The sequence below is a fragment of the Paenibacillus sp. FSL K6-4396 genome (assembly GCF_038002525.1).
In the GTDB taxonomy this organism is placed as follows: Bacteria; Bacillota; Bacilli; order Paenibacillales; family Paenibacillaceae; genus Paenibacillus; species Paenibacillus amylolyticus_B.
The window spans coordinates 517,699-543,106 of the sequence record NZ_JBBOCR010000001.1; the positions used below are offsets into that span (position 1 = coordinate 517,699).

At 47.7% G+C, this 25,408-nt stretch carries 21 protein-coding genes; 14 read left to right on the plus strand and 7 right to left on the minus strand.

Annotated features, from left to right (window positions below; genetic code table 11):
- The first annotated feature begins 633 nt into the window (after window positions 1–633).
- Window positions 634–3,342: a PAS domain-containing hybrid sensor histidine kinase/response regulator gene (locus MHB85_RS02480; RefSeq protein WP_091018487.1), complete on the plus strand. Its 2,709-nt coding sequence runs from the start codon at window positions 634–636 to the stop codon at window positions 3,340–3,342.
- 263 nt (window positions 3,343–3,605) lie between these two features.
- On the opposite strand, the gene MHB85_RS02485 is transcribed toward MHB85_RS02480, so the two are convergent.
- Window positions 3,606–4,559 (minus strand): L-lactate dehydrogenase, encoded by a 954-nt coding sequence (locus MHB85_RS02485; protein WP_091018489.1) that lies wholly within the window; start codon window positions 4,557–4,559, stop codon window positions 3,606–3,608.
- A gap of 544 nt (window positions 4,560–5,103) precedes the next feature.
- Between MHB85_RS02485 and MHB85_RS02490 the strand changes: the two genes are divergently transcribed.
- Window positions 5,104–5,790, plus strand: coding sequence for a hypothetical protein (locus MHB85_RS02490; protein WP_105601496.1), 687 nt, complete (start codon window positions 5,104–5,106; stop codon window positions 5,788–5,790).
- 105 nt (window positions 5,791–5,895) lie between these two features.
- Complete coding sequence (locus tag MHB85_RS02495; protein WP_146117112.1) at window positions 5,896–6,747, plus strand: serine/threonine protein kinase; 852 nt, start codon at window positions 5,896–5,898, stop codon at window positions 6,745–6,747.
- A 217-nt stretch (window positions 6,748–6,964) separates the two neighbouring features.
- On the opposite strand, the gene MHB85_RS02500 is transcribed toward MHB85_RS02495, so the two are convergent.
- Window positions 6,965–7,174: a hypothetical protein gene (locus MHB85_RS02500; protein ID WP_074093270.1), complete on the minus strand. Its 210-nt coding sequence runs from the start codon at window positions 7,172–7,174 to the stop codon at window positions 6,965–6,967.
- Window positions 7,175–7,381: 207 nt separating this feature from the next.
- Between MHB85_RS02500 and map the strand changes: the two genes are divergently transcribed.
- Window positions 7,382–8,128: a type I methionyl aminopeptidase gene (gene map, locus MHB85_RS02505; RefSeq protein ID WP_091018494.1), complete on the plus strand. Its 747-nt coding sequence runs from the start codon at window positions 7,382–7,384 to the stop codon at window positions 8,126–8,128.
- A 174-nt stretch (window positions 8,129–8,302) separates the two neighbouring features.
- Window positions 8,303–9,316 carry an NADP-dependent oxidoreductase gene (locus MHB85_RS02510; protein ID WP_091018496.1) on the plus strand — a complete coding sequence of 338 codons (1,014 nt, stop codon included), beginning with the start codon at window positions 8,303–8,305 and terminating at the stop codon, window positions 9,314–9,316.
- Between the two features lie 120 nt (window positions 9,317–9,436).
- On the opposite strand, the gene MHB85_RS02515 is transcribed toward MHB85_RS02510, so the two are convergent.
- On the minus strand, window positions 9,437–9,922 hold the full coding sequence (locus MHB85_RS02515; protein WP_176873064.1) for a CcdC family protein: 486 nt from the start codon (window positions 9,920–9,922) through the stop codon (window positions 9,437–9,439).
- A gap of 217 nt (window positions 9,923–10,139) precedes the next feature.
- On the opposite strand from MHB85_RS02515, the gene MHB85_RS02520 reads away from it, so the two are divergent.
- From MHB85_RS02520 to MHB85_RS02530, 3 genes are read left to right on the plus strand one after another with little or no spacing between them, the layout of a single operon-like run.
- Window positions 10,140–11,294: a HEAT repeat domain-containing protein gene (locus MHB85_RS02520; protein ID WP_105601493.1), complete on the plus strand. Its 1,155-nt coding sequence runs from the start codon at window positions 10,140–10,142 to the stop codon at window positions 11,292–11,294.
- Entirely contained in the window at window positions 11,275–12,717 is a 1,443-nt protein-coding gene (locus tag MHB85_RS02525) for a glycosyltransferase family 2 protein (RefSeq protein ID WP_105601491.1), read from the plus strand. Before MHB85_RS02520 ends, MHB85_RS02525 begins: the two co-directional genes overlap by 20 nt.
- Before the next feature lie 53 nt (window positions 12,718–12,770).
- Complete coding sequence (locus MHB85_RS02530; RefSeq protein ID WP_105601490.1) at window positions 12,771–13,901, plus strand: hypothetical protein; 1,131 nt, start codon at window positions 12,771–12,773, stop codon at window positions 13,899–13,901.
- Between the two features lie 511 nt (window positions 13,902–14,412).
- On the opposite strand, the gene MHB85_RS02535 is transcribed toward MHB85_RS02530, so the two are convergent.
- On the minus strand, window positions 14,413–14,985 hold the full coding sequence (locus MHB85_RS02535; protein ID WP_091018503.1) for a TetR/AcrR family transcriptional regulator: 573 nt from the start codon (window positions 14,983–14,985) through the stop codon (window positions 14,413–14,415).
- Window positions 14,982–15,713, minus strand: coding sequence for an MBL fold metallo-hydrolase (locus MHB85_RS02540; protein WP_192135532.1), 732 nt, complete (start codon window positions 15,711–15,713; stop codon window positions 14,982–14,984). The genes MHB85_RS02535 and MHB85_RS02540 overlap by 4 nt, the downstream gene beginning before the upstream one ends.
- Window positions 15,714–16,143: 430 nt before the next feature.
- Between MHB85_RS02540 and MHB85_RS02545 the strand changes: the two genes are divergently transcribed.
- Both MHB85_RS02545 and MHB85_RS02550 read left to right on the plus strand, forming a co-directional pair.
- Entirely contained in the window at window positions 16,144–16,608 is a 465-nt protein-coding gene (locus MHB85_RS02545; RefSeq protein ID WP_091018507.1) for an RrF2 family transcriptional regulator, read from the plus strand.
- A gap of 261 nt (window positions 16,609–16,869) precedes the next feature.
- Entirely contained in the window at window positions 16,870–17,496 is a 627-nt protein-coding gene (locus MHB85_RS02550; RefSeq protein ID WP_076215923.1) for a nitroreductase family protein, read from the plus strand.
- A gap of 185 nt (window positions 17,497–17,681) precedes the next feature.
- Here MHB85_RS02550 and MHB85_RS02555 read toward each other — a convergent pair whose 3' ends face one another.
- Together MHB85_RS02555 and MHB85_RS02560 are read right to left on the minus strand one after the other, a co-directional pair.
- Window positions 17,682–18,365 (minus strand): S-layer homology domain-containing protein, encoded by a 684-nt coding sequence (locus MHB85_RS02555; protein WP_091018509.1) that lies wholly within the window; start codon window positions 18,363–18,365, stop codon window positions 17,682–17,684.
- A 144-nt stretch (window positions 18,366–18,509) separates the two neighbouring features.
- Complete coding sequence (locus MHB85_RS02560; RefSeq protein ID WP_181155567.1) at window positions 18,510–19,370, minus strand: AraC family transcriptional regulator; 861 nt, start codon at window positions 19,368–19,370, stop codon at window positions 18,510–18,512.
- A 233-nt stretch (window positions 19,371–19,603) separates the two neighbouring features.
- Between MHB85_RS02560 and MHB85_RS02565 the strand changes: the two genes are divergently transcribed.
- The 4 genes from MHB85_RS02565 to cysT all read left to right on the plus strand — a co-directional run bounded on the left by MHB85_RS02565 (window position 19,604) and on the right by cysT (window position 25,389).
- Entirely contained in the window at window positions 19,604–20,659 is a 1,056-nt protein-coding gene (locus tag MHB85_RS02565) for a lactonase family protein (protein WP_105601485.1), read from the plus strand.
- A 366-nt stretch (window positions 20,660–21,025) separates the two neighbouring features.
- Window positions 21,026–22,903 carry a rhamnogalacturonan lyase gene (locus MHB85_RS02570; RefSeq protein ID WP_445739026.1) on the plus strand — a complete coding sequence of 626 codons (1,878 nt, stop codon included), beginning with the start codon at window positions 21,026–21,028 and terminating at the stop codon, window positions 22,901–22,903.
- A 482-nt stretch (window positions 22,904–23,385) separates the two neighbouring features.
- On the plus strand, window positions 23,386–24,465 hold the full coding sequence (locus MHB85_RS02575) for a sulfate ABC transporter substrate-binding protein (protein WP_341072325.1): 1,080 nt from the start codon (window positions 23,386–23,388) through the stop codon (window positions 24,463–24,465).
- A gap of 87 nt (window positions 24,466–24,552) precedes the next feature.
- Window positions 24,553–25,389, plus strand: a complete 837-nt coding sequence (cysT, locus tag MHB85_RS02580; RefSeq protein ID WP_017690928.1) for a sulfate ABC transporter permease subunit CysT — start codon at window positions 24,553–24,555, stop codon at window positions 25,387–25,389.
- Window positions 25,390–25,408: the final 19 nt, after the last annotated feature.

Here is a 25,408-nt window from a genome sequence, read left to right on the forward strand (position 1 = left end):
AGCCTTTACGATACAAAATGTATCGTAAAATTTTATATCGAGGCATCATAAGGGCGGATTATCTCTCTTTCTTTGAGAAACTTTGTTTCAGGCGGGGGGGGCGGGTTCATCCTCTCAACTCCCTAACGAATCCGAGGAGTCTTATTCAAGGATTTGAAGTGATCTCAGCAATCTAAGGAACCTGAGGCATGTTATATCCAATGAAACAACCGTTTGCAGCGTTTATCTCAGGAGATTATGGGGATTAACGTGTCTGGTTTTCCTTAAAATTTACAAAGGGCACATGGACGCCAAATAAGATGTCCTGAGTTCTTTAGAAAAGCGTGTAGCCATTCGCCAGAATCACCTGACTTGGATTGAACTTCAAGGTTGTCAGAGGCTAACATTGATCCTTGTATAACTTGTCTTTTCTTGAAGACGCTCCTAAGTGATATCGAAATTCCAAGTATTACCTCACACATCATGTGAATTGAATCATAGATTGTAAGCAAAATGAGACGAGAATCTGGTAAAATAAAAAAAGCTGTTTCTAGGCAGGCTTACATGGTTATTCGAGGGTAGGCCCATTTTTGCAAGGGATAATTAATCCCTGCTGTTAGATGAAGATATTGGCTGAGAAAAGAGGGGTAAGCCTTGGATATTAATAAAACGGAAACCCTGAAGCGCATTATTTCTGAGGGAAGTTCTTACCAATCACTGTTTTTTAACCACCCGGATGCCATTTATGTAATGGACATCCATGGAAACTATATTGATGCTAATCCCTCGGTAGAGCGGATATCTGGGTATACACTGGATGACTTGATTCGTATGAATCAGAGTGAAATCTGTCCTCCGGACAGTGAAAATTCACGCAAAGAATATATTAAAGAGGTACTGGCTGGACGTTCAGTCAGTAATCCCATTACTTTTTATCATAAAGATGGTTCCCTGAAACAGGCAGAGATCACGTATGTGCCTATAACGGAGGGAAAAGAAGTTGTAGGAATCTATGGCATTGCCAAAGATGTTACCGATATCCTGGAAGTGCAACGTGAGCTTAAGGAGGCACAAGAGAAATATCAGGTGCTGGCTGACCATGCACAAGATCTGATTACAACTTGTGCTACGGATGGCGAGTTATTATACGTTTCCCCTTCCGTGTACACCTTACTGGGTTATAAGCCGGAGGAAGTCATAGGAAAGTCCTTCAAGGATTATTGTTATTCGGGAGATTATCCGGACCCTATGGATCTTTCCAAGATCGGCAATGGTTGCAAGATGCGTGTGTTGCACAAGAAGGGACATTATATCTGGATGGAGACATTGGCGAAACCTGTTGCTGGAGAGCGTGGCAAGAGTGTCCAGATTGTAAGCATCAGCAGGGATATTACCCAGCATAAGGATGCGGACAGACGTCTTCGGGAAAGCCGTCAGCGATACAGATCGTTGTTCGAACATAACCCGTCAGCTGTGTATTCATTGAATCTGGAAGGTAAATATAGCGCAGTGAACAGCAAACTGGTGCAAATGCTGGATATTCCGCGCAATAAGCTTATTGGCCAATCTTTTTTATCCAATCTGGATAAATGCGAAGTACAAAACGGCAAACATTATTTTGAAATGGTGAAACAAGGCGAACCGCAATATTATGAGACCCGAATTGTCAATTCAAGAGGTCGAAAGATTGAAGTGTCCGTTACAAATGTGCCCATTATTGTGGATAAGGAAATGGTAGGCGTCTATGGGATCGTGTCCGATATTACCGAGCGCAAGGAATATACGGAGCGGATTCAGGAGCTCAGCAAGCAACATGAGTTGATCCTCAACACGGTTACGGAAGGGATATATGGTTTGGATGCGGATGGAATCACCATGTTTATGAATCCTGCAGCAGCTTCGATGTTCGGTTATGAGGCGAAAGAATTCATTGGCAAAAACTCACATCCCATCATTCATCACACCCGTGCAGATGGAAGTCATTTTCCACAAGAAGAGTGTCCGATCCACATGACCGTGTTGGATGGACAGAGACGTTCAATCAAGGAAGATGTGTTCTGGCGTAAAGATGGCAGCAGCTTTCTGGTGCAGTATCAGGTGACGCCGATTATTGAACAGGGACAGATTCAGGGCGCGGTGGTTGTGTTCAATGATGTAACTGGCGAACGCGAAATTGTACGTGCCAAAGAAACAGCTGAGCTGGCAGCTCAGGCCAAGTCAGAATTTCTGTCGATGGTTAGCCATGAGATCCGGACACCGATGAACGGGATCGTGGGGATGACAGAATTGTTGATCGGTACCGATTTATCGGAAGAACAGCGTGAATATGCCGAGATTATTCGAGACAGCGGCGATGCTTTGCTGAACATCCTTAATGATATTTTGGACTTCAGTAAGCTGGAATCCGGGAAAATGGCACTGGCTTATGAACCATTCGCATTACGCAAGATGCTGGAACAGGTTGCTGAACTGTTTAAACCGCGTGCAGATGAGAAACATCTGGAGATCAGATATCGTCTCAATCCAAGCATCCCTGAGTTCATGGTCGGTGATGCCATACGTATCCGGCAGATTCTGGTGAACTTGGTTGGCAATGCGCTCAAGTTCACAGATCAGGGAAGCATTGATGTTAACGTGGATATTATTAAGGGCAGAAAGCCTGAAGACAGCGTTCTTGATTTTGCGGTGCAAGATACGGGAATTGGCATCCCGGCTGACAAGCTGGATCAGTTGTTTCAGTCCTTCTCTCAACTGCATCCGGTAATTAACCGGAAGTATGGTGGTACCGGACTGGGACTGGTCATCTCCAAGCGACTCGTGGAGATCATGGGAGGCAGTATCAGTGTCGAGAGTATAGAAGGGGAAGGCTCAACCTTCCGGTTTGCTGTTCCTGCGGCGAGTGTAGATGCTTCAGCAGAACAGACAGTAAGTCAGTTCCATCATGATCGCACACGTCAGAGTGACAAGGTCGCCATGCGTATTCTGGTGGCGGAGGATCATCCGGTAAACCGGAAGATTTTACGAGAATATCTGGAGAAGCTCGGATACCACGCAGATGTATGTACCAATGGTGTGGAGGCAATTGATGCCATCTCTCAGAATGCTTATGATATTGTTCTGATGGATATTCATATGCCTGTGATGGATGGATTGAAGGCGACAGACCTGTTACACCGCCTAATTCCACAGGATCGCATACCTCCAATCATCGCAGTTACAGGCAATGCCAAACGTGAAGACAAGGAAGCTTGTCTGGAGATTGGTATGCGTGATTTTATTAGCAAACCGGTCATGCTAAGTGAGTTGAAGCGGGTGTTACAGCAATGGGGACCAAGGGACGAACCTCAACTTGCACCGAATTGAACAACTACTCAAATCAATTTCATAACTCATTAAAATAGATTTCTGTATGTAACTAAATATAGACGAAATGAACCGTTTTGATCTCTATCTAGCCTTGATTAAAGCAGCTGAAGGTATTATGAAGTTGATTCATCTGGCTGTGAAAAATAATAAACGCAAACATGCCAATAAGACTCCTCGCATGGAGTATTATTGGCATGTTTGCGTTGGCAGGCTTTTGAAGTTGAGCCGAAGCATACAAAGTGGAGTTGTATACGAGTGGCTTATACCAATGTCAGACGATTGATGTTACCTGATAGGATTTCACAGGAATTATTGAATTTCTCACGTTCCGTTGCATCCAGATTCAATTCGATAATCTCTTGAATACCATTGCCACCGATGATTGCAGGAACACCGACGCAAACGTTGTGCTGGTCGTACTCTCCGTCCAGAATGGCCGATACGGCGATGATTTTGTGTTCGTCATTGAGGATGGAACGAGTGATATGTGCGAGAGCATTGCCGATCCCGAATTGGGTAGAGCCTTTGCGAGTGAAGATCTCCCAGCCCGCATCTTTCGTTTTGCGTGCAATATCGTCTAGATCCAGATGTTTGAAGCGCTCCTTGTGCTGATCCATAATGTGCATAATCGGTTTGCCACCGATGGTCACATGGGACCAGGCTACGAACTGGGATTCTCCATGCTCCCCGAGAGCATAACCATGCACACTGCGTGGATCGATGGAGAAGACTTCAGATAGCAGCGTTTTGAGTCGTGAAGAATCAATGGACGTGCCTGTGCCGATGACATGCTCACGCGGAAGACCTGATAACTTCCATACCATATAAGTTACTATGTCAACCGGATTGGCAGCGACGACAAAAATCCCGTTAAATCCACTGTTCATGATCGGGACCACGATGTCTTTGGCAATCGATTCCGCTTCCTCCAGAATATCCAGCCGTGTCTGTCCTGGCTTGGGATTCGCCCCGGCAGTTAAGATAATCACATCCATATTGCCACAATCGGCGTACGTGCCTGCATATACCTTGGTGCGGTTATGTGTGAAGTCCATACAATGGGAAAAATCCAATGCCTGAGCTACAGCACGGTCATACGTCCGGTCCACCATCATAATTTCCCTGCAAATTGATTGATTAATCATGGAATACGCACAACTCGAACCGACAAGACCCGCCCCGATCACCGCTACTTTGCCTGATTTGCCTAACACTGCCGTTCAGCCCCCATTTAGATTGATATTTATTCTTCAATTACGCGTCCTATGTTAAGTATAGTCCTTTATTTTATGCTGGAATCCACTTCTACGTTACATAAGATAACACATAGAAAAGCTGTACAGCAATGATATCCGCTATCGCGGGAGCGTATTGGAGTAAATGAGTTAACAAAATTGACATGAATAATTCTTAATCATATGATTTGACGGCGTTTGCACCTGTGTCATTCGACATGACAGCATTCATGCTCGTTGTCGGATTGGGTATTATTTGTGCAGATCATATACCTGACAAAACTTCTTATTAATCCGCAGAAACAGAACAAAACCGCCAAAGGGATCTGCCGAGAAGTTGACGAATACATACGGACAAGCAAAAGATAAACATACTTGATCCATGAGACAGGTTGCCCCGATCCGATGACGGTTCCATAAAGGAACGCTGAAGCCATAATGTTTTTATCCAAGAATCAATTTCATAACTCACTAAAGTTATATGAAATTGATTCCCAAAAGACTTCATTCCGGGAGGGAATTAATGATGATTGAAGAAGCAGGAGCAACGACGGAAACGGCCAAGAGCCTGGGCATAGGTGCCAGTACTCTTCGTAAATATGCGGCGGCACTGGAAGAACAGGGATACCGGTTCGAACGGTCCGCCAACAAATCCAGACTATTCAAGTCCGACGACATTGAGTGCATTGAACGCCTGATGACTGAACTCAGAGAGCATAATCTACCCCTGGCTGATGCTGTGGTGACTGTATTGGCTCCTGAAGCACCTGTAGCTGTAGTAGAAGTAGATGTACCGGTGGTGGGAGTTGAAGGTCTGTCAGAGACGGAATGTGCAGCGACATCAATGTCAATCGTATTCCCTGAAGAACCTGAAATAATGGGTAATCTGAGATCCTATGAAGGTCTGGGGCAACTGGTAAGTGAGGTGACTTATGGTGCTGTAGAACAACAGCAGGATGATCGGGTACAATTGCTGCAACAGCGGGTTGATGAACTGGAGCTGGCGCTTCAGCATCTGGCTGATACACATATGGCTCTTCAGGAACAGATGGAAAAACAGCGTCTATGGATGAACGAGAAGCTGGAAGAGGAGCGGGATCGTGAACTCGTAACCAATCTGCGCAGTTTCCAGGGAAGAAAACGCAAACCAAAAGGAGTATCCCTGCGTATGTTGTTTGGGTTCCTGCCCAAGAAACATAAGGAAGCTTGAATGACAGGCTCTTGCTCATCGTGATTTTGCATAATCGGCCTGATATAATAAGCTCCATACAACATGAAGACTGGCAACGAACTGCTCAGTATAGATAAAGACTGAGTGGATCAGGAAGCTGGCGTGGGAGGATCTGTGGAGCTGCGACGAATTGGGCAAAGATTGCTCGGACTATGGACGGATCGTCCTCGGCGAGAAGGCACGACCATTGCTGAGCGTTATACAATACAGGAATTGCTGGGTATGGGGAGTTATGGGCTGACATACCTGTGTACAGATGACCAGAACGGCAAGGAAGTGGCGTTGAAGGAGTCCAAACCTAGCAAGGGCAGACTCTCTGCACACCTGTTGGAGCGGGAGGCGGACGTGATGAGACTTCTGCATCATCCGGCAATCCCTGATCTATTGGATGTGTTCACATCCGGGAGACGAAGTTATATCGTTACCGAGTATATTCGTGGACAGACGCTGGAAGATTGCATATTTGAGCAAGGTCTTCGATATACGGAGCGGGAATGTCTGGAATTGGCAGGTCAACTGCTGGCTCCGGTGGCTCATGTACATGAGCAGGGATATATTCATGGAGATGTGCGGATTCCCAATGTTATTTTACGTGAAGGGACGGTGCATCTGATTGATTTTGGCCTGGCGAGACGCTTGGGGGAGCCGTTGTTGCCGGAGCTAAAGCAACGTATGCGTGAAGTCCCTGAGCCTGAAGATGAACCGGCTACACCGGATCATGATCTGCAGGATATCGGCCACTTTCTTCTCTTTATGCTGTATTCGGCTTATGAGCCAGAGAAGGGCCGTGAACCCGCCAGTTGGCAGGAGGAACTGAAGCTTACGCCGGAATTGCACCAGATGCTGGAGCGACTCCTTGGACTCCGGCCAAGTTATGAGGGTGGGGCGACAGAGTTACAGGCAGAGATTGAGAAGGTGTTGCTGAAATTACAATGAAATAAGCTTTATAGGCGGACCTATATTTGTTATCCGTGACCTCTTCGTATGATATCTATAGGGGTCTTTTTCCTTTTTACTATATGGAAACAATAAAGGGGTGTTCTGTTATCCGTATTTACGGCTAATAGAACACCCCTTTATTACATATTCATTTATTGTAGCGTCTAATAAGCAGGTGTAATCATTGCTCTTTAAAAGCAGTCGTGCGAGCCGCTTAGCTGGAGCTATATTTCCTGCTTTTGTAATACCCGGAGCCACTACGACTGTCCCGGTATTTCACATCCGAAGAAGAATAGCGCTTGTAGGAGCGCTTGCCTGAGGAACTGCTGTGACGTTTATAGGAGCGCCTGTCGGAGGAGCTATGACGTTTGCGGTGAGATGAGGATTTGGAATCGATAAGTTTGCCGATAATCTTCTTGAACATGAGCTTTCACCCTTTCGACTTCAACTGTTTTAAGCATATACGTGGTCAGATATGGAGGGGTTTCGATTTTTTCATGGATAATTGTATTCATTGGACAGGAGCTTGGCGTATAATAGGATGTTGCTGATTGCACGGAATTTTTTATTTTGAGCGTTTAGCGTTACAATAGAGGACAGGATAAGATTTTAACGGACAGGAGTAGTTATTATGATTACATTAAAGACCAAAGAACAGATTGAATATATGAAAAAAGCCGGAGAAATTCTCGCCGCATGCCATAGAGAAATTGCAAAGATGATTCGTCCAGGCATTACGACACAGGAGATCGACCAGTTTGCAGAAGCTTTTATGAAGAAAAATGGCGCTACGCCGGAACAAAAGGGATATAACGGATACCAATATGCGACATGTGCGTCGGTTAATGATGTGATCTGTCACGGGTTTCCGGGAAAATATGCACTGAAAGACGGCGATATCGTTACCATCGACATGGTGGTTAATCTAAATGGCTGGCTGGCGGATTCGGCTTGGTCATATGCCGTAGGTGAAGTGACTCCGGAAGCACAACATCTGCTGGATGTAACCAAAAAATCTCTTTACAAAGGCATCGAACTTGCCGTGGTGGGCAACCGGATCGGAGATATCTCCAATGCGATTCAAGTGTATGCAGAAGGTGAAGGCCTATCGGTTGTGCGTGAGTTTATTGGACACGGTATTGGTGAGAAGATGCATGAGGAACCACAAGTCCCTCATTACGGTCCGCCTCATCGGGGTCCGCGTCTCAAGGAGGGCATGGTTATTACGATCGAACCGATGCTGAATATTGGTACGTTCCGAAGTAAGCTGGATTCAGATGGATGGACTGCTCGTACTATGGATGGAAGTCTATCAGCCCAGTATGAACATACGATTGCGATTACGGCGGATGGTCCAGTGATTTTGACAGCACAATAATAGCCAAAAGCAGCTACAATGTGACGATATTTGCATATTTCAAGGCGGCCCACGTTTGTGAACCGCCTGTTTCGGTTTAAACTATTAAGAAGTGATAACACAGAGCCAGTGGTAAGTGATCTCAGCTGACAAGGGTTAACCTTGCGTCCACTTGGCAACAAGGAGGTAATTTTGGTGTCTTTAAATAAACAGATCGTACTTGCTTCTCGTCCCGAAGGTGCCCCTTCCAGAGAGAACTTCAACTTCATTGATGCACCTCTTCCTGAACCGGAAGCTGGGCAAGTCCTGGTACGTACATTATATTTGTCGGTTGATCCATACATGCGGGGCCGCATGAAAGACACAAAATCCTATGCTGCACCTTACGCGTTAAATGAAGTGATTAAGGGTGGGGCCATTGGACAGGTTGTGGAATCTTCGGAACCGAATCTGCGCAAAGGTGACCTCGTATCCGGTATGTGGGGCTGGCAGCAATATGCCGCAGTGAACACGGCCGATCTTTCGCTAATTGATACCGAAGAAGCACCAATCACGGCTTACCTGGGTGCGCTGGGCCTGACGGGTCTGACGGCTTATTTTGGTATGGAGGACATCGGCAAACCGAAGGACGGCGAAACGGTTGTTGTATCGGGAGCAGCCGGAGCGGTAGGCATGATTGCAGGTCAGATTGGTAAGATTGTGGGAGCACGCGTGGTTGGTATTGCAGGCTCTGATGAGAAATGCGCTTATTTGAAAGAAAAGCTGGGCTTCGACGTGGTGTTGAACTACAAGAAGGAGCAGGATATGTCAGCGGCCATTGAACGGGCTTGCCCAGATGGTGTAGACGTCTACTTTGACAATGTGGGCGGGGACATCTCGGATGCAGTCTTGCGCCACATCAATCGGAATGCACGTATTCCGTTATGCGGTCAGATCTCGTCTTATAATCTGGAGAAGCCGGATATCGGGATGCGACCACAGACGTTGCTGTTAACAAACACAGCATTAATGAAAGGTTTCCTGCTGGGTGACTATACGAAATCCTTCAAGGAAGGCCGCGCCAAGTTGGCGAAATGGATCAAGGAAGGTCATCTCCAGTATGAAGAAAACATTGTGGACGGGTTTGAACAGACGCCTGAAGCTTTTATGGGCCTCTTCTCTGGAGATAATCTGGGCAAGCAGTTGGTTAAGGTTGCAGATCCGGAATAGATATCGAACGATGTACATGTACAATTAGGTTGAAAACGAAAAGACACGTTCTGCACACCAAGGGTGCGGCAGAACGTGTCTTTTTTATCTGTAAATCTGTGCGTGGTCTATGTAGGGTGACTAGTGTTCGGCGACCAGCACTTCTTTGTAGTGTTTGTACATATATACACGCCAGCGTACAATCATGCCAAAAGCCAGCAGGAAGAACAATCCACCTGTTTGCGGAATACTTACATATCGCTGAATGACTTCATGCAGGATCAGGCGTACGGCCAGCAATCCAAGCAAGATAAAAGCAAAGCTGCGAGAACGTGTTGCAAAAATTTCTTCACCTACTCGTTCAAACCGTGTACTGCGAATGAGGGGATAGGAGAAGAGGAACCAGCCCACCAGAAACGCAATGAATGCCCAGAGTAGAGGAACATGTGTCTCCGGTACAACAAACATGAGAAATCCTGTGCTCATGCCGAGCGGAGGAATAAGGATTTTGCGAATGGTCACCGGTCTGTGACTGGCTTTCATGCGGATGAAGATGGCAAGCAGTGCCATGACGAGCATGCCCACGGTTGCTCCGATTTGCAGGTAGTACGGACTGATTTGAGCCACGTAGAACTCCCTCTTTCTGGAATAATATGTTATCCGGAGATCCGGAACCCAGTACGAATTGCCGGAATTTTCAGTTCCTATTATATCACAAACGCAGAAAGCCGATAGAAAGCTTAGTGTATCATATACCCGATATGTATTCACAGGGTGTATTTGAAAATTTTGTATTATTGTGCCCGTTGTAAGGCTGTTTATTCGATTAAGGGGAAATCATGCAATGATTGGACAACAATGGATGTATATCATACTTATCGGCTCACATCATAGAGGGTGGCTTGTGGGTAATACAGATTGGTTAGTACATGTGGTCAGCCTTGTATGTGCAAGTGTACTAGCTTTTTTGCTGGTTATCTACGGTTACATCTTATGGATGAAATATAGCAGTAGGCGCAGGGAAAAGGTTAAGACGGCACTGATGCATGAATTACTTGCAGAAGGTTCATTTCTACAGCGGTACCTGAACGAGGGAGAAATTGGCGTAAACTTATTGAATATGAGTGGAGATCAACAGATCGTTTTGCAGCAATTGTTATTGCAACGGCTCGCTCAAGGTCCCGCAGAGCATGAGATTTTGCGAATTCGTCTGTTATCTTGGCAAGTCTTTGGAAGCTCATACCGATTGGTTTTGAAGACGGGAAAGTGGAGTGAACGGGTTAACACGTTGTTATATATTGAACAGTTTCATATGGTGGAGCTTCTGCCCAGGTTAGAGGATATGCTGCGGGTTACTTCCTGTACGCCGCTTGAACGTTTCATCATTTTACGCATATATGCCAGAACCGGTTATTTCAGAATCGTTAAGGAATTGTTGCGTGAGCAATATGTATGGTCCGATTCGCAGGTTCTGCAGATTCTGCTGTTGCTTACCGATTCATCCTGGACACGTTTGAAGGATCATTTCAAGGATGTATCTTATCAAGTCCAGTGTAATATCGTCCAAGCCATTCGTATTCGGGATGACCAGACGGAGGGTGCTGTTGTTCTACTGGAGAAGCTCATTCTTGGAGAGGATGCATTGCTGCGTACCAATGCGTATCAGGCATTGGCTCAAGTGGGCAGAGGTCGTGAAGATTTGCTGAAGGGGCTATTGCTGGTATGGAACGAATCTGGTGAGGAGAGGCAACGCACTGAAAGACTAACAGTGACCCAGCTTATGGGTACTATTCATGCGGATGCTTTTATTCCTAGACTGAAGGTGATGATGGGTGATCCTTCCTTTCAGATCCGACAGGAAGCTGCGAATTCCCTTGCCCGGTACGAGCAGGGAATTGACGAACTTCGGGATACGGCTGTAAACCATCCGGATAGATATGCAAGGCAGATAGCGGAAGAAACGCTGGAAAGGATGCAGTATGGACGAAAGATGGATTGAGATGCTGCGGAGTTTTGTTTTAGCATGTTACGAGGGTATATTTATCTATCTGGTGTTAGCGATTGTGATGTGCAGTGTTCTGGTAGTTGCTGCCGCTCGTACATTGATCCTGAGAAGGGATCTGGACCCGCTGCAATATCATGAGATGTTGGATGAAGAATTGGCTCCGGCGGTATCTTTGCTTGTCCCGATGCGTAATAGCGAGGATACGATCGTACAGCGAATTAACTGTCTATTGGATATTCAATATGCACGTTATGAAGTTATTATCATTAATGATGGATCAGAGGATGCAACAATGCCGCGGTTAATGGCAACCTATGATCTGATGCCCATTCGGAGTAAAGTTCATTACTCGGGACTCGTCCAGGAGACGGCTCAGATTAAATGTGTCTACCAATCCAGGCTGCATCATCGTCTGATTGTGATCGATAAGGCGTATGGAGGACGAATGGACTCCTTGAATGCAGGTCTAAATATCTCGCAATATCCTTATATCGCCTCTGTTGGACCCCGGACATTTCTGGAACGGGATGCATTGGTGAAGATTATGAAACCCGTTATGGATGCTCTCCCAGGAGAAGAGGTCGTTGCTTGTAGTGGACGATTAGATCTTATGGCCCCCAGAAATACGGCTCATACAGATTTAACGGAAAACAGCACAAGACTTACGGACAGTACGTTGCATGTAATGCAGACCATTGAATACGTGCGTGCTTTTTTGATTGGTGGTGTGGGACTTGTTCGTTACAATATTAATGTGCTTTTATTTACGGCCCAAGTATTCGGTGTATTCAAAAAGAACCGGGTGTTGGAAGTTGGGGGTTACAAGCGCGACGACCAGGTCGCTCACATGGAACTGGTGATGCGGTTACAGAAACATATGAAGCGGATCAAGGAACGTGGCCGTATTATATATATTCCCGATCCGATCTGCAGGGTAGAAGTACCCGGTACATGGCGTCAACTGTGTAGACAGCGTATCGGTTGGCACATGCAGCTTGCAAGCAGTCTATGGACTCAGCGGAGCATGATCTTCAATCCGGCCTATGGCTGGATGGGGATGGTATCCATCCCGTATTTTATTCTGATCGAATTGTTGGGACCTGTGATGGAACTGGGAGCGATTTTGTTGTTCATTGCAGGCATAGGGCTACAGTTGGTGGATATCAACCTATGCATCATTCTCGCTCTGCTGCTGACGCTCTATGGTTCACTGTTGTCCGCTGGTATGGTAATGTTCGAAGTATGGTGTTCACGCAAAGCGTACACGTCCAGAGCAGTGACGCGTCTGTTATTGTATGCTTGTTCGGAGACGTTCTGGTTCAGACCGCTGAACAATATATTCCGTATGTTTGGCATTTTGCAGGCTATGGGATTGAGGAAGGAAAAGGAGAAGGAGATCAGGAATGGATTGGGGTAATCTAACGGCAATCCTGGTAATACCTTGGAACAGAGCAAGGAGGAAGACGCTTCATGAAAAAAAGTTACAGGCCAGCCACGATGTGGACGCTGGCTTGTTTTACAGTGGTATCGGTGGTGCTGGTTGTCCCCTGGATTATGTGGCAATCCCAGGCCCCTGTTCCACTGAACATCATGATTATTGACAAGAGCAGACCGGACTTGTCCTATCAGGGGCACAAGGGGTTGGTCTGGCTTTTGAATCAACAGAAAATTGTACAGCACACAGGGGAATACTACTCGTATGAAGAGGATTATTACGGCTATGATCTTCAGGACGGGCTTCCACGAATGAAACAACTTCTGCCTGATGAGGTGACAGACACGGATCTGATCTATCTGACGGCAAATCGGAGCAGTCTGTCTGCACACAAGAATGAACGGAAACAAGACGGAATATATGAAGGATTAACGATATATGATGCGCAGAAGATTCGCGAGGCTGCGTATAAAGGGGTAACGATTGTCGCCGAATACAGTGCATTGGCGAATACGGCTTCGAAGATGACCAAGGAGCAGCTGTATCCCATCTTGGGAGTGAACAGCACTGGATGGCAAGGTAAATCGGTATCTAATCTGCAAAGTATAGAAGAAGTCCCCCGGTGGGTTCGGGCGAATTATGAGCAGCGGGAGAAGAAGAAATGGTCATATTCCGGAGCGGGTATGCTGCTGATACATATGGATGGACAAGTCATGGTACTGGAGAAAGGTCCGGATGTGAAGACAGGAAATGTACAAGTTGCATTTACACCGGAAGGCAGCGATTGGAGCGGTATAACCCAGGATATACATTACAATGGCTGGTTCGATATCATTTTGCCGCAACAGCAGGATTCCATATTGGCTTGGTATAAGACGGATTTGACGAAGGAAGGCGAGCAGAAGCTGGTGGGTGCAGGAATTCCCGCGGAATTTGCTGCACTTGTCCGATATGACGACTATAATCGGTCCTATTACATGGCAGGGTCCTTCGGAGAGATGAAGCATTATTCTTTCTGGCGCCGAATCAAAGGATGGGAGGTCGTCCGGTCCAAGCTTACGCCCGATCAGAAAGATATTCCGGACATGTTCTACTGGAAGGTGTACGTGCCCGTGATGAAGCATATTTTAAATGAAGTGCAGGATGGACGGCAGCAATGGCCATAGATAGGCTATCGAGAACTTTTCGATGGAAAGAGGGAAGCTAAAGTCCATTCCACCTTTCGAGAGGAACGGGAGATGTACATAATAGAGAAGTGCGTCGTTGTGAGCGGCAAAAGTGTGGTTGAGAGACAGGGTACCCGCATAATCAATGCAATTTGGAGCATGAACACTCCGTATTTAGAGTCCATAACACAATGTGAGTCTGGACGTGTGCCGCTATGATGAGTGGACGAGTGTCTATGACAAGGTGATCTGAAGCACTGTACGTAGCAAATTCTAACGAACTCAGCACCTCTTATTTGGCCTAATTTGGTAGGTTGGTAAATATAACGAATCACAGACACGTTAAATGACGGAATATACTCATTATTCCTGTCCCGCTGCCAGTTTTCTGCGAAATAGGACGTGTGGAGTTCGTTAGATTTCAGTTAGTCAGTGAGCAATGTGTGGAAGGGTAACGTAAAAAGGACTGCAGATCCTCTGCAGTCCTTTTCACGATGCAATACGTGCCATACTAGTCCTGGTGAAGATGCCGGAGTCCGTGCAGGAAGGCGGATACGGTTAGACGCAGACTTTCGTCCGGATCAAAGTTCATGCCGAAGCCGCCTTGTGCCTCAATGGAGGCAAATCCATGGCAGAGGCTGCGCAAACCACGAACGGCGTGTAATGCTTCCGCTTCGGTTAGTGGGTAGGGTTGCAAGCTGTGCAGCAGCAACTCCAGCGTGGCTGTGCTGGCTGCGGCGAGCTGTGGCTCTTCGCGATCAGGGGCATGAAATGAGGCTTCATACAGCCCGGGGTGCTCGCGGACGAAGCCAATGTATGCCGCAGCGATGGCCTGAATGGCATCGTCGCCTGTGCGGTCAGCGGTAGCCGCGGTTAATGCGCGGCTGAGCTGTTGTACGGACATCAGCGCCATTTCCTGGCGAAGCCCGGGAAGTCCGCTGATGTGGTTGTAGAGCGATGGCGAGCGAACATCCAGCCGCTGTGCCAACGCGGCCAGTGTCAGCGCCTGAAAGCCGTCGCTGTCAGCAAGCTGGGCCGCGGCGCTGAGCAGAGCGCCGCGATCCAGCCCTTGCCGGGGGCTCATAGTTGCCCCCCGGCAAGATCAAACCGCTGCTGAGCATCAGCGGTTGCCACGCGCATGGCGGCCGCGGGCTGGCGTAGCATCCGTCCGTGGCCTACAGCCAGCACGGACGGTTCCAGCTCCGCCAGGCGCTTCGCGCTGGCCAGAGCCGCTTCGCGGTTCCACGTCGCCAGCGCGGGGAACGGGAAGAGCGGGCGCACGCGGCCGGATACGGCAAGGCCGCCTTGCAGCTGGTACGCGTCGCCAGCGATGAGCACGCGGCTGCGCGTATCCATGAAGGACATATGCCCCGGCGTATGTCCTGGTGAGGCTATGGCGACCAGTGAACCAATCTGGTTACCTTCATCCAGCAAGTGGTTTGGCTGGGTGCGCACCGCTTTGGGCTTAGGCACCCCGCCGCGTATCGGGGTTTGTGACTCACCGGGAAGAAGGGAAGTATCACCCGCCAATAGCCGGGCATCCCGTCTGGAGATGAAGACCTCGGCTTGAGGCAGTGCTTCTGTGAGATGATCCAATGCACCAATATGGTCGCTATGCGCGTGAGTCAGAATGATCTTGGTAATGGTCTTCCCAAGGGACTGGGCAGTTGCCAAAATCCCTTTAAGACTGAATGGTATTCCGGCATCAATCAGGGTTAATCCATCTTCCTCTTCAACCAGGTATACGTTCACAGGGAAGAGTCTTGGAAAAAATGTAACTTGAACTACATCAAATTCTCGGGTAATACGCATCGTTAAACCCTCCTTAAAACTAATGGTATTAGTATAATAACTAATGGGATTAGTTTTAGCAATACCTGTTGTTCATTTTATTTAAATAAAAAAAATTTAAAATAATGATGCACTTTACAAAAAAAGCGTTTTCAAATTGAAGATTACCGATTATAATAATCACGTAAGCCCTTTCATATGTCTATCTTATTGGAGCCCTTCGCGTAGCGGAAGGCTCACTTTTTTGTTCTTTTTGGATTAAAATGAAGACGGGATGTTAATCCTAGCTTAATTATGTTGATGAGCTGTAAGTATTGGTATATCAGGAAAAATCACGTTTGATCTCCATGCTGGGTGAAAGTTGACAAACATAACTGTTATTCATATAATGACAGTTATACTTACCTTGGGTTGGAGTTCATCGGTGTTGTAAGCCGGGAAGGAGTAAGTTATGAACAGCGAATTTACCATAGCGGTGCATTGTCTTGTTTTTCTGTCGATGAGAGATGAGTGTATGGCCAATAGTGAAGATTTGTCCCAGAGTGTGGGTACACACCCGGCCAGAGTCCGTAAGGTACTTAGTGTTCTGCGCAAGCATGGTTACCTGACGACCAAGGAAGGTGCTCATGGTGGGTACTTGCTTAGCCGTCCAAGTGAAGAGATCAAGCTGGGAGAATTGTACAGACTGGTAGCTGGTGGTTCACTCGGTCCCAACTGGTGCTCAGGGGAGTCCGGTTCATCGTGCGTGGTATCTTCCAATATGCAGGATGTGATGGGGAACATCTATAACGGAGGCGAAGAGGCGCTCAGCGCTTATTTTGACCGTATATCCATTCAAGATGTGAAAGAGCGCATAGGTCATGGGGAAGGGATAACCTTGTCGCTGAATGGATTGCCTGCAAAGGAGAAGTCCTGACGGAGTCCACAACGAATGCTCCTTCATGACATGGCTTTGGTTTAGTCAGGCGTGGTGGACAAGTTATGGTATTGGCGTGTGCTCCGGTGAAAGATCCATTGATGTTCTCAGGCGATTCCGGGCATAACGTGAACACAGATGGGGAGAGATCGTCTGCGCTGATGTTATTTTCGGAAGGCAAATCCTTGATAGAGTATAATTCAAGATCACCTTGCGAAAGTAAAGAAGTATAAACAATTTAGATTCTGGGGAGTGGAACACATGTCAGGCATTGAAAAAAATGAAACACTTCGCGTTATTAGCGAACGCCATGCTGTCAAAAAGTACGAAAAAGGGTTTGAATTGCCTGAAGCTGATCTCAATGCGATTCTGACAGCAGCTGCGGAAGCACCATCTTCATGGAACCTGCAACACTGGAGATTCCTCGTAATTGAATCCGAAGCAGACAAAGCGAAATTGCTGCCAGTTGCTTATGGTCAAAGTCAGATCGTGGAAAGTTCAGTTACGATTGCTGTTCTTGGAGATTTGGAAGCAAACCGTAACACCGTAATCTACGATCAAGCTGTTGAAGCAGGCGCACTGACTGCTGAGGTTCGTGACGCATTGGTTGGACAGATCAACGGTGCTTACCAAAGTCCGCAAATCGCTCGCGATGAAGCGATCCGCAATGCATCTTTTGCTTCCCAAAATATTATGCTTGCTGCACGCTCCCTGGGTTACGATACATGTCCAATCGGTGGATATAATCCACAAAAACTGATCGAAACATTCAACATTCCTGCACGATTTGTGCCAACGTTGTTGATTACTGTAGGTAAAGCTGCACAGCCAGCTCGCCCGTCAGGACGTTTGCCGTTGTCTGAGGTTGTTGTTAAAGGTTCTTTCTAAGTTAGAAAGTTAAATCTGATGATTTTGCATCAGTGATATAAGTATAATTCAAACAGCCGCACTTTCCTGTTGAGGGAAGGTGCGGCTGTTTGGCATATGGAGGTTGTATGGAAAAGTCCACTAACGATGACTCCAATCGAGCGGATTCACCATTCAATTGAGTTCTTACTTCCACCATGAAAAGATTACTTCTCAGGTGTTTCCGGGATTTGTGGTGCATGGAACGATTCCATGTACTCGATTGCGTTATACATCATCACTGCTGCTTCGGCACGAGTAATCGTTTGTTTGGGATTAAAGTTTCCGTCGGCATCCAGTTCATTGATTTTGAGAACGAGTGAACGTTGAATGGCACCTTGATACTCTGGAGTAAGTTGCTGTTCGTCGGTAATGTCCACAGGTTTGATATTAATCATCGGCAGACCGCCTTTGGCCTCGATGCCTTGCATCAGGAACAGGGTGAATTGTTCACGAGTAAGCGGTTTGGACGGATCGATATCCTGTGACATCTGAATGCCATTATATTGTGCGCGGATAAATGCATCACTGTACCATACGCCATCTTTTACTTGAGAGAAGTGGTCACTTGGTAGCGGCTGTTTGATAAAACGAATCGTGTCCAGGTTCAGATTCAGTCCGTCCGCAATCAGTTGAATGCCCTGAGCTGTATTTAACTCCAGTTCGGGTTTGAACAAGCTGTCGCTCACACCTTTGATGAATCCATCCTTATGGAGAGATTCGATTTTGTCTGCTCCTGCGATACCTTGAATATCCGTGAATTGGACCTGCGCAGCGCTGATCGGGCCTGCACTTAGAGACAGCGTGAGCAGAGCTCCTGCAGTTAATGTAGCAAGTATATTTTTTTTCATGATAGGTTCGCCTCACTTTTCCAGGGATGATCCCTTTATATAAAAGTTATTTGCTCCTATAGACGACCCTTCTGTTCAAAAGGTTGCTGCAATTTTCCAACTGAATTCATATCATTTAGAATGGGCTAAGTGAAGGCACTGCCTCTAACCTTTGGATTTATTTCGATAATCTGTGGGTGAACGTCCCATCATTTTGCTGAACAGACGGGAGAAGTAGTACGGGTCTTTGAATCCAAGCTCGGAACTGATCTGCTTCACGGTCCAATCGGTAAAATCGAGATAGCGGCAGGAATGCTGGATCTTGAGCCGCAGAAAATAATCGATGGGCGAATGCCCCGTAGCTTGCTTGAACAACTGTGAGTAATGAGGGACAGACAGCCGCGCGTGAGCCGCCAGTTCCTTCAGGGTGATTCCATTCTCCAGGTGCTCCAGCATATATTGAACGGATTGTTCAGCCGCACGTTTGCTGCTCACGATCCCACCATCTGTTCCTGTCGTCTCGGGTCCATAAGCGAGCATACCAAGCATATAACCGATAATCTGGGATGCATATGTCATCGTCTGCATGGAGTAACCCGTCTCTAGCGCGCCGTAACATTCATGGAACAGCTCGAGCCATTTTTGAGCCTTGGCCGGTGGCATCGTAGTAATATGATGAGTTAACAAGGGTTCTATGTAGGATAAAGCATGTTCCCCGCGCAGATGAATCCAGAAGATGCTCCATGGTTCAGCTGCGTTGGCACCATACACATGAGGGACATATGCAGGTAATATAACGAGGTTTCCCGGGCTGACATCATATGTCTTGCTGCCATCCATCGTATACCAGCCTGTGCCTTGGACACAGTACATCAGAATGTGTGATTCACAACCATCGGGACGATCACGGTAATGATGCTCCGCTTCGTGAAAGTAACCGATATCGGTAACATATAATCCGGACGTGACCGGATAAGCTGCGGTTTCTTGCAGCAGGGAGTCCGGAAGAACAATGAGTTTTTGCATACGAAATCCGTCAGATTTACGCTGTAGGGGTGGTCTGTTGTTAGGTCTCATACTTTGTATTATGGTGAGAGGCGATAAGGGAGTCAATGACAGATATGAGGGCGCACACCGGGTTGTTATCGATTTAGAAAGCCACGTTACAGGAAGTGAAGCAGTTGCCCGTGAATTGGGTAAGTACATATCAGTGGGAAAAATCAGAACAGTGAATATACAGGATAAGGGAGAGATTAGATATGGAACCAGTCACAACTCAGGAAACACTTTTCTATACAGGTACGTATGCGTCAGCGGATGAACCAGGAATATACCTATGTGCGTTGAATGCGGATACAGGAGAGATGCGAATCGTCAATCACATGGATGGTGTGGATAATCCGTCTTATCTGGCGCTATGCCCGGATGGAAATTGTCTGTATGTGGCGAGTGAGACGGACGAGGGAGAGGTGTTGGTCTATCGGAGAGATACGGCAACGAGTGAGCTGCACCTGATGGATCGAAAACAGACCAGAGGGGCTTCTCCATGTTATGTGTCTGTCTCCACAGATGGTCAGTGGGTGTTCTCATCCAACTATAGCAGCGGCAGTGTCAATGTATTCCCGGTTGGCGATCAGGGGACGCTTGGTGAGATGAGTGCATGGGTAGAGCACACGGGAAGTGGAATCAACGAAGAACGCCAGGAAGGGCCGCATGCACACTCCATTCAGCCAGATCCGTCCGGACAGTATGCTGTCGTATGTGACCTCGGTCTGGATCAGATCATTGTGTATCGGTTGGAAGAGGGACGTTTGGTTACCCATCGTGAGATGGATCAGCCACCAGGCGCAGGGCCAAGGCATCTTGTGTTCCATCCCAACTCAAAGTGGGCATATGTAATTAACGAATTGAACAACACGGTTACGGCATTCCTGTACGATGAGCGCAGAGGTGAGTTCACTACAGTGCAGCACATTTCCACACTTCCAGAAGGGCATAAAGGAGAGGGTACGGCTGCAGACATCCGTGTATCTCCATGTGGACGTTTCCTGTATGCATCCAATCGGGGAGATGACAGCATCGTACTCTATCATATTGACCAGGAGAGCGGTGAGTTGGAAGCCGTAGAGTGGACGTCCACGATTGGGCAGACACCGCGTAACTTTAATATTTTGCCGGGTGGAGTTCTAGTCGTGGCGAATCAGGACAGCAATAACCTCGTAGGTTTCCAGATCACCGAAGAAGACGGACGTCTGACACATAATGGATTCAAGCTGGAACTGCCTCGTCCGGTATGTATTGCTCCTGTGGTATAAAAGTTGTAATACGGTGAAGTGAACGTGGAATATTACATCTAAAAAGTGGTCTATAAGCTGTGAAATCATGGAGAAATACATGGTTTTACAGCTTTTTTTAGTCTTTTTATGAGAACATGGGAATCGCCTCATATCCGTGAGTCAGTTGATTGTGAGTCCAGTCGACCGAAGCAATCGAAGAACGGGCAACGGCTAACCGAAGGAGAAATCCTTTGGCATTTTTCATGTACCACCATCCAATTACTAAATTAGACCTATAGATGGAATTATATGTTTAATTTAAAATGAATATATTAAAGCGCTTACATATAAAATGGCGCTACAAGGGCAGCGGGCTTACCAAACCAATTGGGGAGGCAATTGTTTATGGGGAATCGATCATCATTGTGGAAGCGCACATTACGTACAGTCGGAGTATCGTTACTGAGTTCAGCGTTACTGGTTACTTCGCTTGGACTTGGTAACACGCCGGTAACACATGCAGCGGGAGCACGGCAGATGGAATATCTGGATCGCGGTGTGGTGGCTGTGAAGACCGGGACAGGTGTGTTTGTCAGTTGGCGGCTTCTGGGAACGGAAGGATCGAATGTATCGTTCAACGTCTATCGGGATGGAACCAAGGTGAACGCATCGCCCATAACAAATAGCACCAACCTTCAGGATGCAAGCGGGACGAGCAGTTCCAAATACACGGTTCGCGCAGTAGTCAGTGGAACGGAGCAGGCTGCTTCAGCGGCAGCGAGCGTATGGGGCAACAACTATCTATCTGTACCGCTCAGTGTACCCGCTGGTGGGACAACGCCCGATGGAGTAGCCTACACTTACAGTGCCAACGATGCCAGTGCAGGTGATCTGGATGGTGATGGTGAGTATGAATTGATTGTGAAGTGGGACCCTTCCAACTCCAAGGATAACTCTCAGAGCGGTTATACCGGGGAAGTGTTTATCGATGCCTACAAATTAAACGGAACACACCTCTGGCGAATTAGTCTGGGCAAAAATATCCGTGCCGGTGCTCACTACACTCAGTTCATGGTGTATGATCTCGACGGTGACGGCAAAGCCGAAGTTGCGATGAAAACAGCCGATGGCACCAAGGATGGTACTGGTGTGGTCATCGGGGATGCCAGCAAGGATTACCGCAATTCCAGCGGTTATGTGTTGTCTGGTCCCGAATTCCTGACGGTCTTCAATGGACAGACTGGCAAAGCGCTCTCCACGGTGAACTACGAATCGGCGCGTGGCAATGTATCCAGTTGGGGGGATAACTACGGCAATCGGGTGGACCGATTCCTTGCGGCCATTGCCTATCTCGATGGCGAGCGCCCAAGTCTGGTCATGGCTCGCGGGTATTATACGCGCAGTGTGCTCGTGGCCTATAACTGGCGGAATGGACAGCTGACCAAGCAGTGGACATTTGATTCCAATACCTCCGGTAACTCGGGTTATGCCGGGCAGGGTAATCATAATCTGAGTGTGGCGGACGTAGACGGAGATGGGAAAGACGAGATCGTTTATGGTGCCATGGCAGTGGATGACAACGGCAAAGGATTGTACACAACAGGACTTCATCATGGCGATGCCATGCATCTGAGTGATCTCGACCCGGACCGTCCTGGACTTGAGGTATTTCAGGTTCATGAGACGCCATCCAATGCCGGAGTGGAATTCCGTGATGCAGGTACAGGTCAGTTAATCTGGGGAGTTAAAACAACGAAGGATATTGGACGTGGCATGGCGGCAGATATCGATCCAAGATATAAAGGTGCCGAAGTATGGGCAGACGGCAGTCTGTACACAGCCAAAGGGCAGAAACTCGGGACAACCCTGCCTTCCTCCACGAATTTTGGGATCTGGTGGGATGGCGACCTGCTCCGTGAACTGCTGGACAGCAACCGAATCGACAAGTGGAATTATACCAACAGCACAACGATGAACCTGCTCACCGCATCCGGCGTTTCTTCCAACAACGGGACCAAGTCTACGCCGAATCTGCAGGCCGACCTGTTTGGAGACTGGAGAGAGGAAGTGGTATGGCGGACGAATGACAGCTCAGCGTTGCGGATCTATACTACAACAGCAGTTACGGACAAACGCATCTATACGCTGATGCATGATCCAGTGTACCGTCTTGGCGTCGCTTGGCAAAATGTAGCCTACAATCAACCGCCACACACCGGTTTTTATCTGGGAGAAGGCATGAGCACACCACCAGTACCCAATATCCGGTATGCGGGCAGATGAGGAATGGACAAGGTGTGGCCGTCCAATTCTGTTTATGTTTACAATAGCCAGCGAAGCATGGGATTCGCTGAAGGGAACAACGGACGATGGTTCGTTGTTCCTCTTTTTTTGCCAATAGCCAAGGAATACGGTAAAAAACGGAAAAAACGTTTGACAGGTATATAGACTGCCTTTATTATACGTATATAACTTACTAAACAGGTAGGAATAATAAAAATGAACTTGTTTTCATTGTGAAAACAGTCATTTTACAGACAGATGCAACCATGCAACCTGAACAGAATAACGTTCTCACCGTATAGACGGAGGAACACCGCAGCGCATCCTTTCCAGATGGAGCATGCACGGCCTTTAAGCCGGCATGACTTTATGGGGAGAAGTGCGCGGGGGTTCCTCCGTCTTCTTGTTTTTTTACGGGGCGTTTGATCCTGTTCAGCCGGCCTGAGGTAGTCATGCAGATTGATATCGGGGGAGTGTTATTTATGAAAAAGAGAATTCATAAGGGTATTTTGGTTGGTCTGGCACTGGTGTTAACAGGGGTACTGGCAGCATGCGGATCGGATAGCGGCGGGTCCAGTGCGACAGGAACATCGGGGGGAGCGGAAGGTGGCAAGGAAGGGGCCAAGGCCATCGAGCTGCTGAATGTTTCCTACGATCCAACGCGGGAACTCTATGAGCAATATAACAAAGCGTTTGCGGCGCATTGGTTGAAAGAGAAAGGCCAGGAAGTGACCATCAAGCAGTCCCATGGGGGATCGGGCAAACAGAGTCGTTCTGTTATTGACGGACTGGATGCAGACGTGGTGACGCTGGCATTGGGATACGATATTGATGCGATTGAAGATAAAGGTCTGATTAATGAAAGCTGGCAGGATAAATACGAGCATAACAGCTCTCCGTATACCTCTACGATTGTCTTCCTTGTACGTAAGGGTAATCCAAAGGGCATCAAGGACTGGGATGATCTGATCAAAGGGGATACCCAAGTCATCACCCCAAATCCCAAAACGTCCGGCGGGGCGCGCTGGAACTATCTGGCGGCATGGGGATATGCCCTTAAGCATAATAACAATGATGAAGAGAAGGCGAAGGAATTCGTTGGTGAATTGTTCAAACATGCGCCTGTGCTGGATTCGGGTGCTCGCGGATCTACAACGACGTTTGTTGAACGTGGCATTGGTGATGTGCTGCTTGCCTGGGAGAATGAAGCTTTTTTATCGGTAAAAGAGCTGGGTCCGGACAAATTCGACATTGTCGTGCCTTCGGTTAGTATCTTGGCAGAGCCGCCCGTTGCGATTGTGGACAAAAATGCAGACAAAAAAGGAAGCCGCGACGTGGCGGATGCCTATCTGAAATATTTGTACAGTGAAGAGGGACAGACGATTGCCGCTGAAAATTATTACCGCCCAACGCTGGACAGCGTGGAGGAAAAATTCAAAGATCAGTTCCCGGCACTTGAGCTGTTCACGTTGAAAGATGTATTTGGTACATGGCGGGATACTCAGGCCAAACATTTTAATGACGGTGGTATCTTCGACCAGATCTATGTTCCAGGCAGCTAAGGTTGCTCTGTTCAATGAACACCCGATCAATCGCGCTGTGAGCGGCCAACCAGCCTTACCGGCTGAAGGCAGAGAGGATGAACGTGCATGAGCAAGGTGATGGTGGCGCGGAGACGCACATTGCCGGGATTTGGATTAACGATGGGTTACAGTGTGTTCTACCTGAGCCTGGTTGTACTTATTCCACTGGCTGCGCTGTTATTTAACTCAACAGGGCTGACGTGGGCAACCATGATTGAGGTTGCGACCAATCCCAGGGTGCTGGCTTCCTTCCAGGTCAGCTTCCTGACCGCAGGTGCAGCGGCGCTGATTGATCTCGTGCTGGGGTTACTCCTGGCATGGGTGCTTGTTCGGTATGAATTTCCGGGCAAAAGGTTGTTTGATGCGGTCATTGATCTGCCTTTTGCCTTGCCGACAGCGGTAGCAGGGGTTGCTCTTACGGCGATCTATGCCGGCAATGGCTGGATTGGGCAGTTTGTAGAGCCTTTGGGCATCAAGCTCGCTTATTCACAGGCCGGGATTACGCTGGCGCTGATGTTTATCGGAATTCCGTTTGTCGTTCGCACGGTGCAACCGGTGCTGGAGGAGCTGGAAGCTGAGGTGGAAGAGGCGGCTGCCACACTGGGGGCAGGAAGATGGCGGATATTCCGCACGATTCTGTTGCCAGATCTGATTCCACCGTTGCTGACGGGTTTTGCTCTGGCTTTTGCCCGGGGCATTGGCGAATATGGCTCGGTTGTATTTATCTCAGGCAATATGCCGATGAAAACGGAGATTGCTCCCTTGCTGATCATGGCCAAGCTGGAGCAGTTCGATTATGCAGGTGCTACAGCTGTAGCTTTGTTGCTACTTCTGGTTTCTTTCATCCTGCTGCTGATCATTAATTCCTTGCAACGTTGGAGCCGGAAGGCGGGCAGAGCATGACAATGAAGCATGATGGATT

Coding starts and splice junctions, on each gene's coding strand:
- MHB85_RS02560 (WP_181155567.1), bottom strand. CDS start 19,370: ATGCAAAAACTCATTGTTCTTCCGGACTCCCTGCTGCAAGAAACCGCA.
- MHB85_RS02545 (WP_091018507.1), top strand. CDS start 16,144: ATGAACAGCGAATTTACCATAGCGGTGCATTGTCTTGTTTTTCTGTCG.
- MHB85_RS02490 (WP_105601496.1), top strand. CDS start 5,104: ATGATGATTGAAGAAGCAGGAGCAACGACGGAAACGGCCAAGAGCCTG.
- MHB85_RS02535 (WP_091018503.1), bottom strand. CDS start 14,985: ATGAGCCCCCGGCAAGGGCTGGATCGCGGCGCTCTGCTCAGCGCCGCG.
- MHB85_RS02525 (WP_105601491.1), top strand. CDS start 11,275: ATGGACGAAAGATGGATTGAGATGCTGCGGAGTTTTGTTTTAGCATGT.
- map (WP_091018494.1), top strand. CDS start 7,382: ATGATTACATTAAAGACCAAAGAACAGATTGAATATATGAAAAAAGCC.
- cysT (WP_017690928.1), top strand. CDS start 24,553: ATGAGCAAGGTGATGGTGGCGCGGAGACGCACATTGCCGGGATTTGGA.
- MHB85_RS02565 (WP_105601485.1), top strand. CDS start 19,604: ATGGAACCAGTCACAACTCAGGAAACACTTTTCTATACAGGTACGTAT.
- MHB85_RS02550 (WP_076215923.1), top strand. CDS start 16,870: ATGTCAGGCATTGAAAAAAATGAAACACTTCGCGTTATTAGCGAACGC.
- MHB85_RS02570 (WP_445739026.1), top strand. CDS start 21,026: ATGGGGAATCGATCATCATTGTGGAAGCGCACATTACGTACAGTCGGA.
- MHB85_RS02530 (WP_105601490.1), top strand. CDS start 12,771: ATGAAAAAAAGTTACAGGCCAGCCACGATGTGGACGCTGGCTTGTTTT.
- MHB85_RS02520 (WP_105601493.1), top strand. CDS start 10,140: ATGATTGGACAACAATGGATGTATATCATACTTATCGGCTCACATCAT.
- MHB85_RS02575 (WP_341072325.1), top strand. CDS start 23,386: ATGAAAAAGAGAATTCATAAGGGTATTTTGGTTGGTCTGGCACTGGTG.
- MHB85_RS02555 (WP_091018509.1), bottom strand. CDS start 18,365: ATGAAAAAAAATATACTTGCTACATTAACTGCAGGAGCTCTGCTCACG.
- MHB85_RS02540 (WP_192135532.1), bottom strand. CDS start 15,713: ATGCGTATTACCCGAGAATTTGATGTAGTTCAAGTTACATTTTTTCCA.
- MHB85_RS02500 (WP_074093270.1), bottom strand. CDS start 7,174: ATGTTCAAGAAGATTATCGGCAAACTTATCGATTCCAAATCCTCATCT.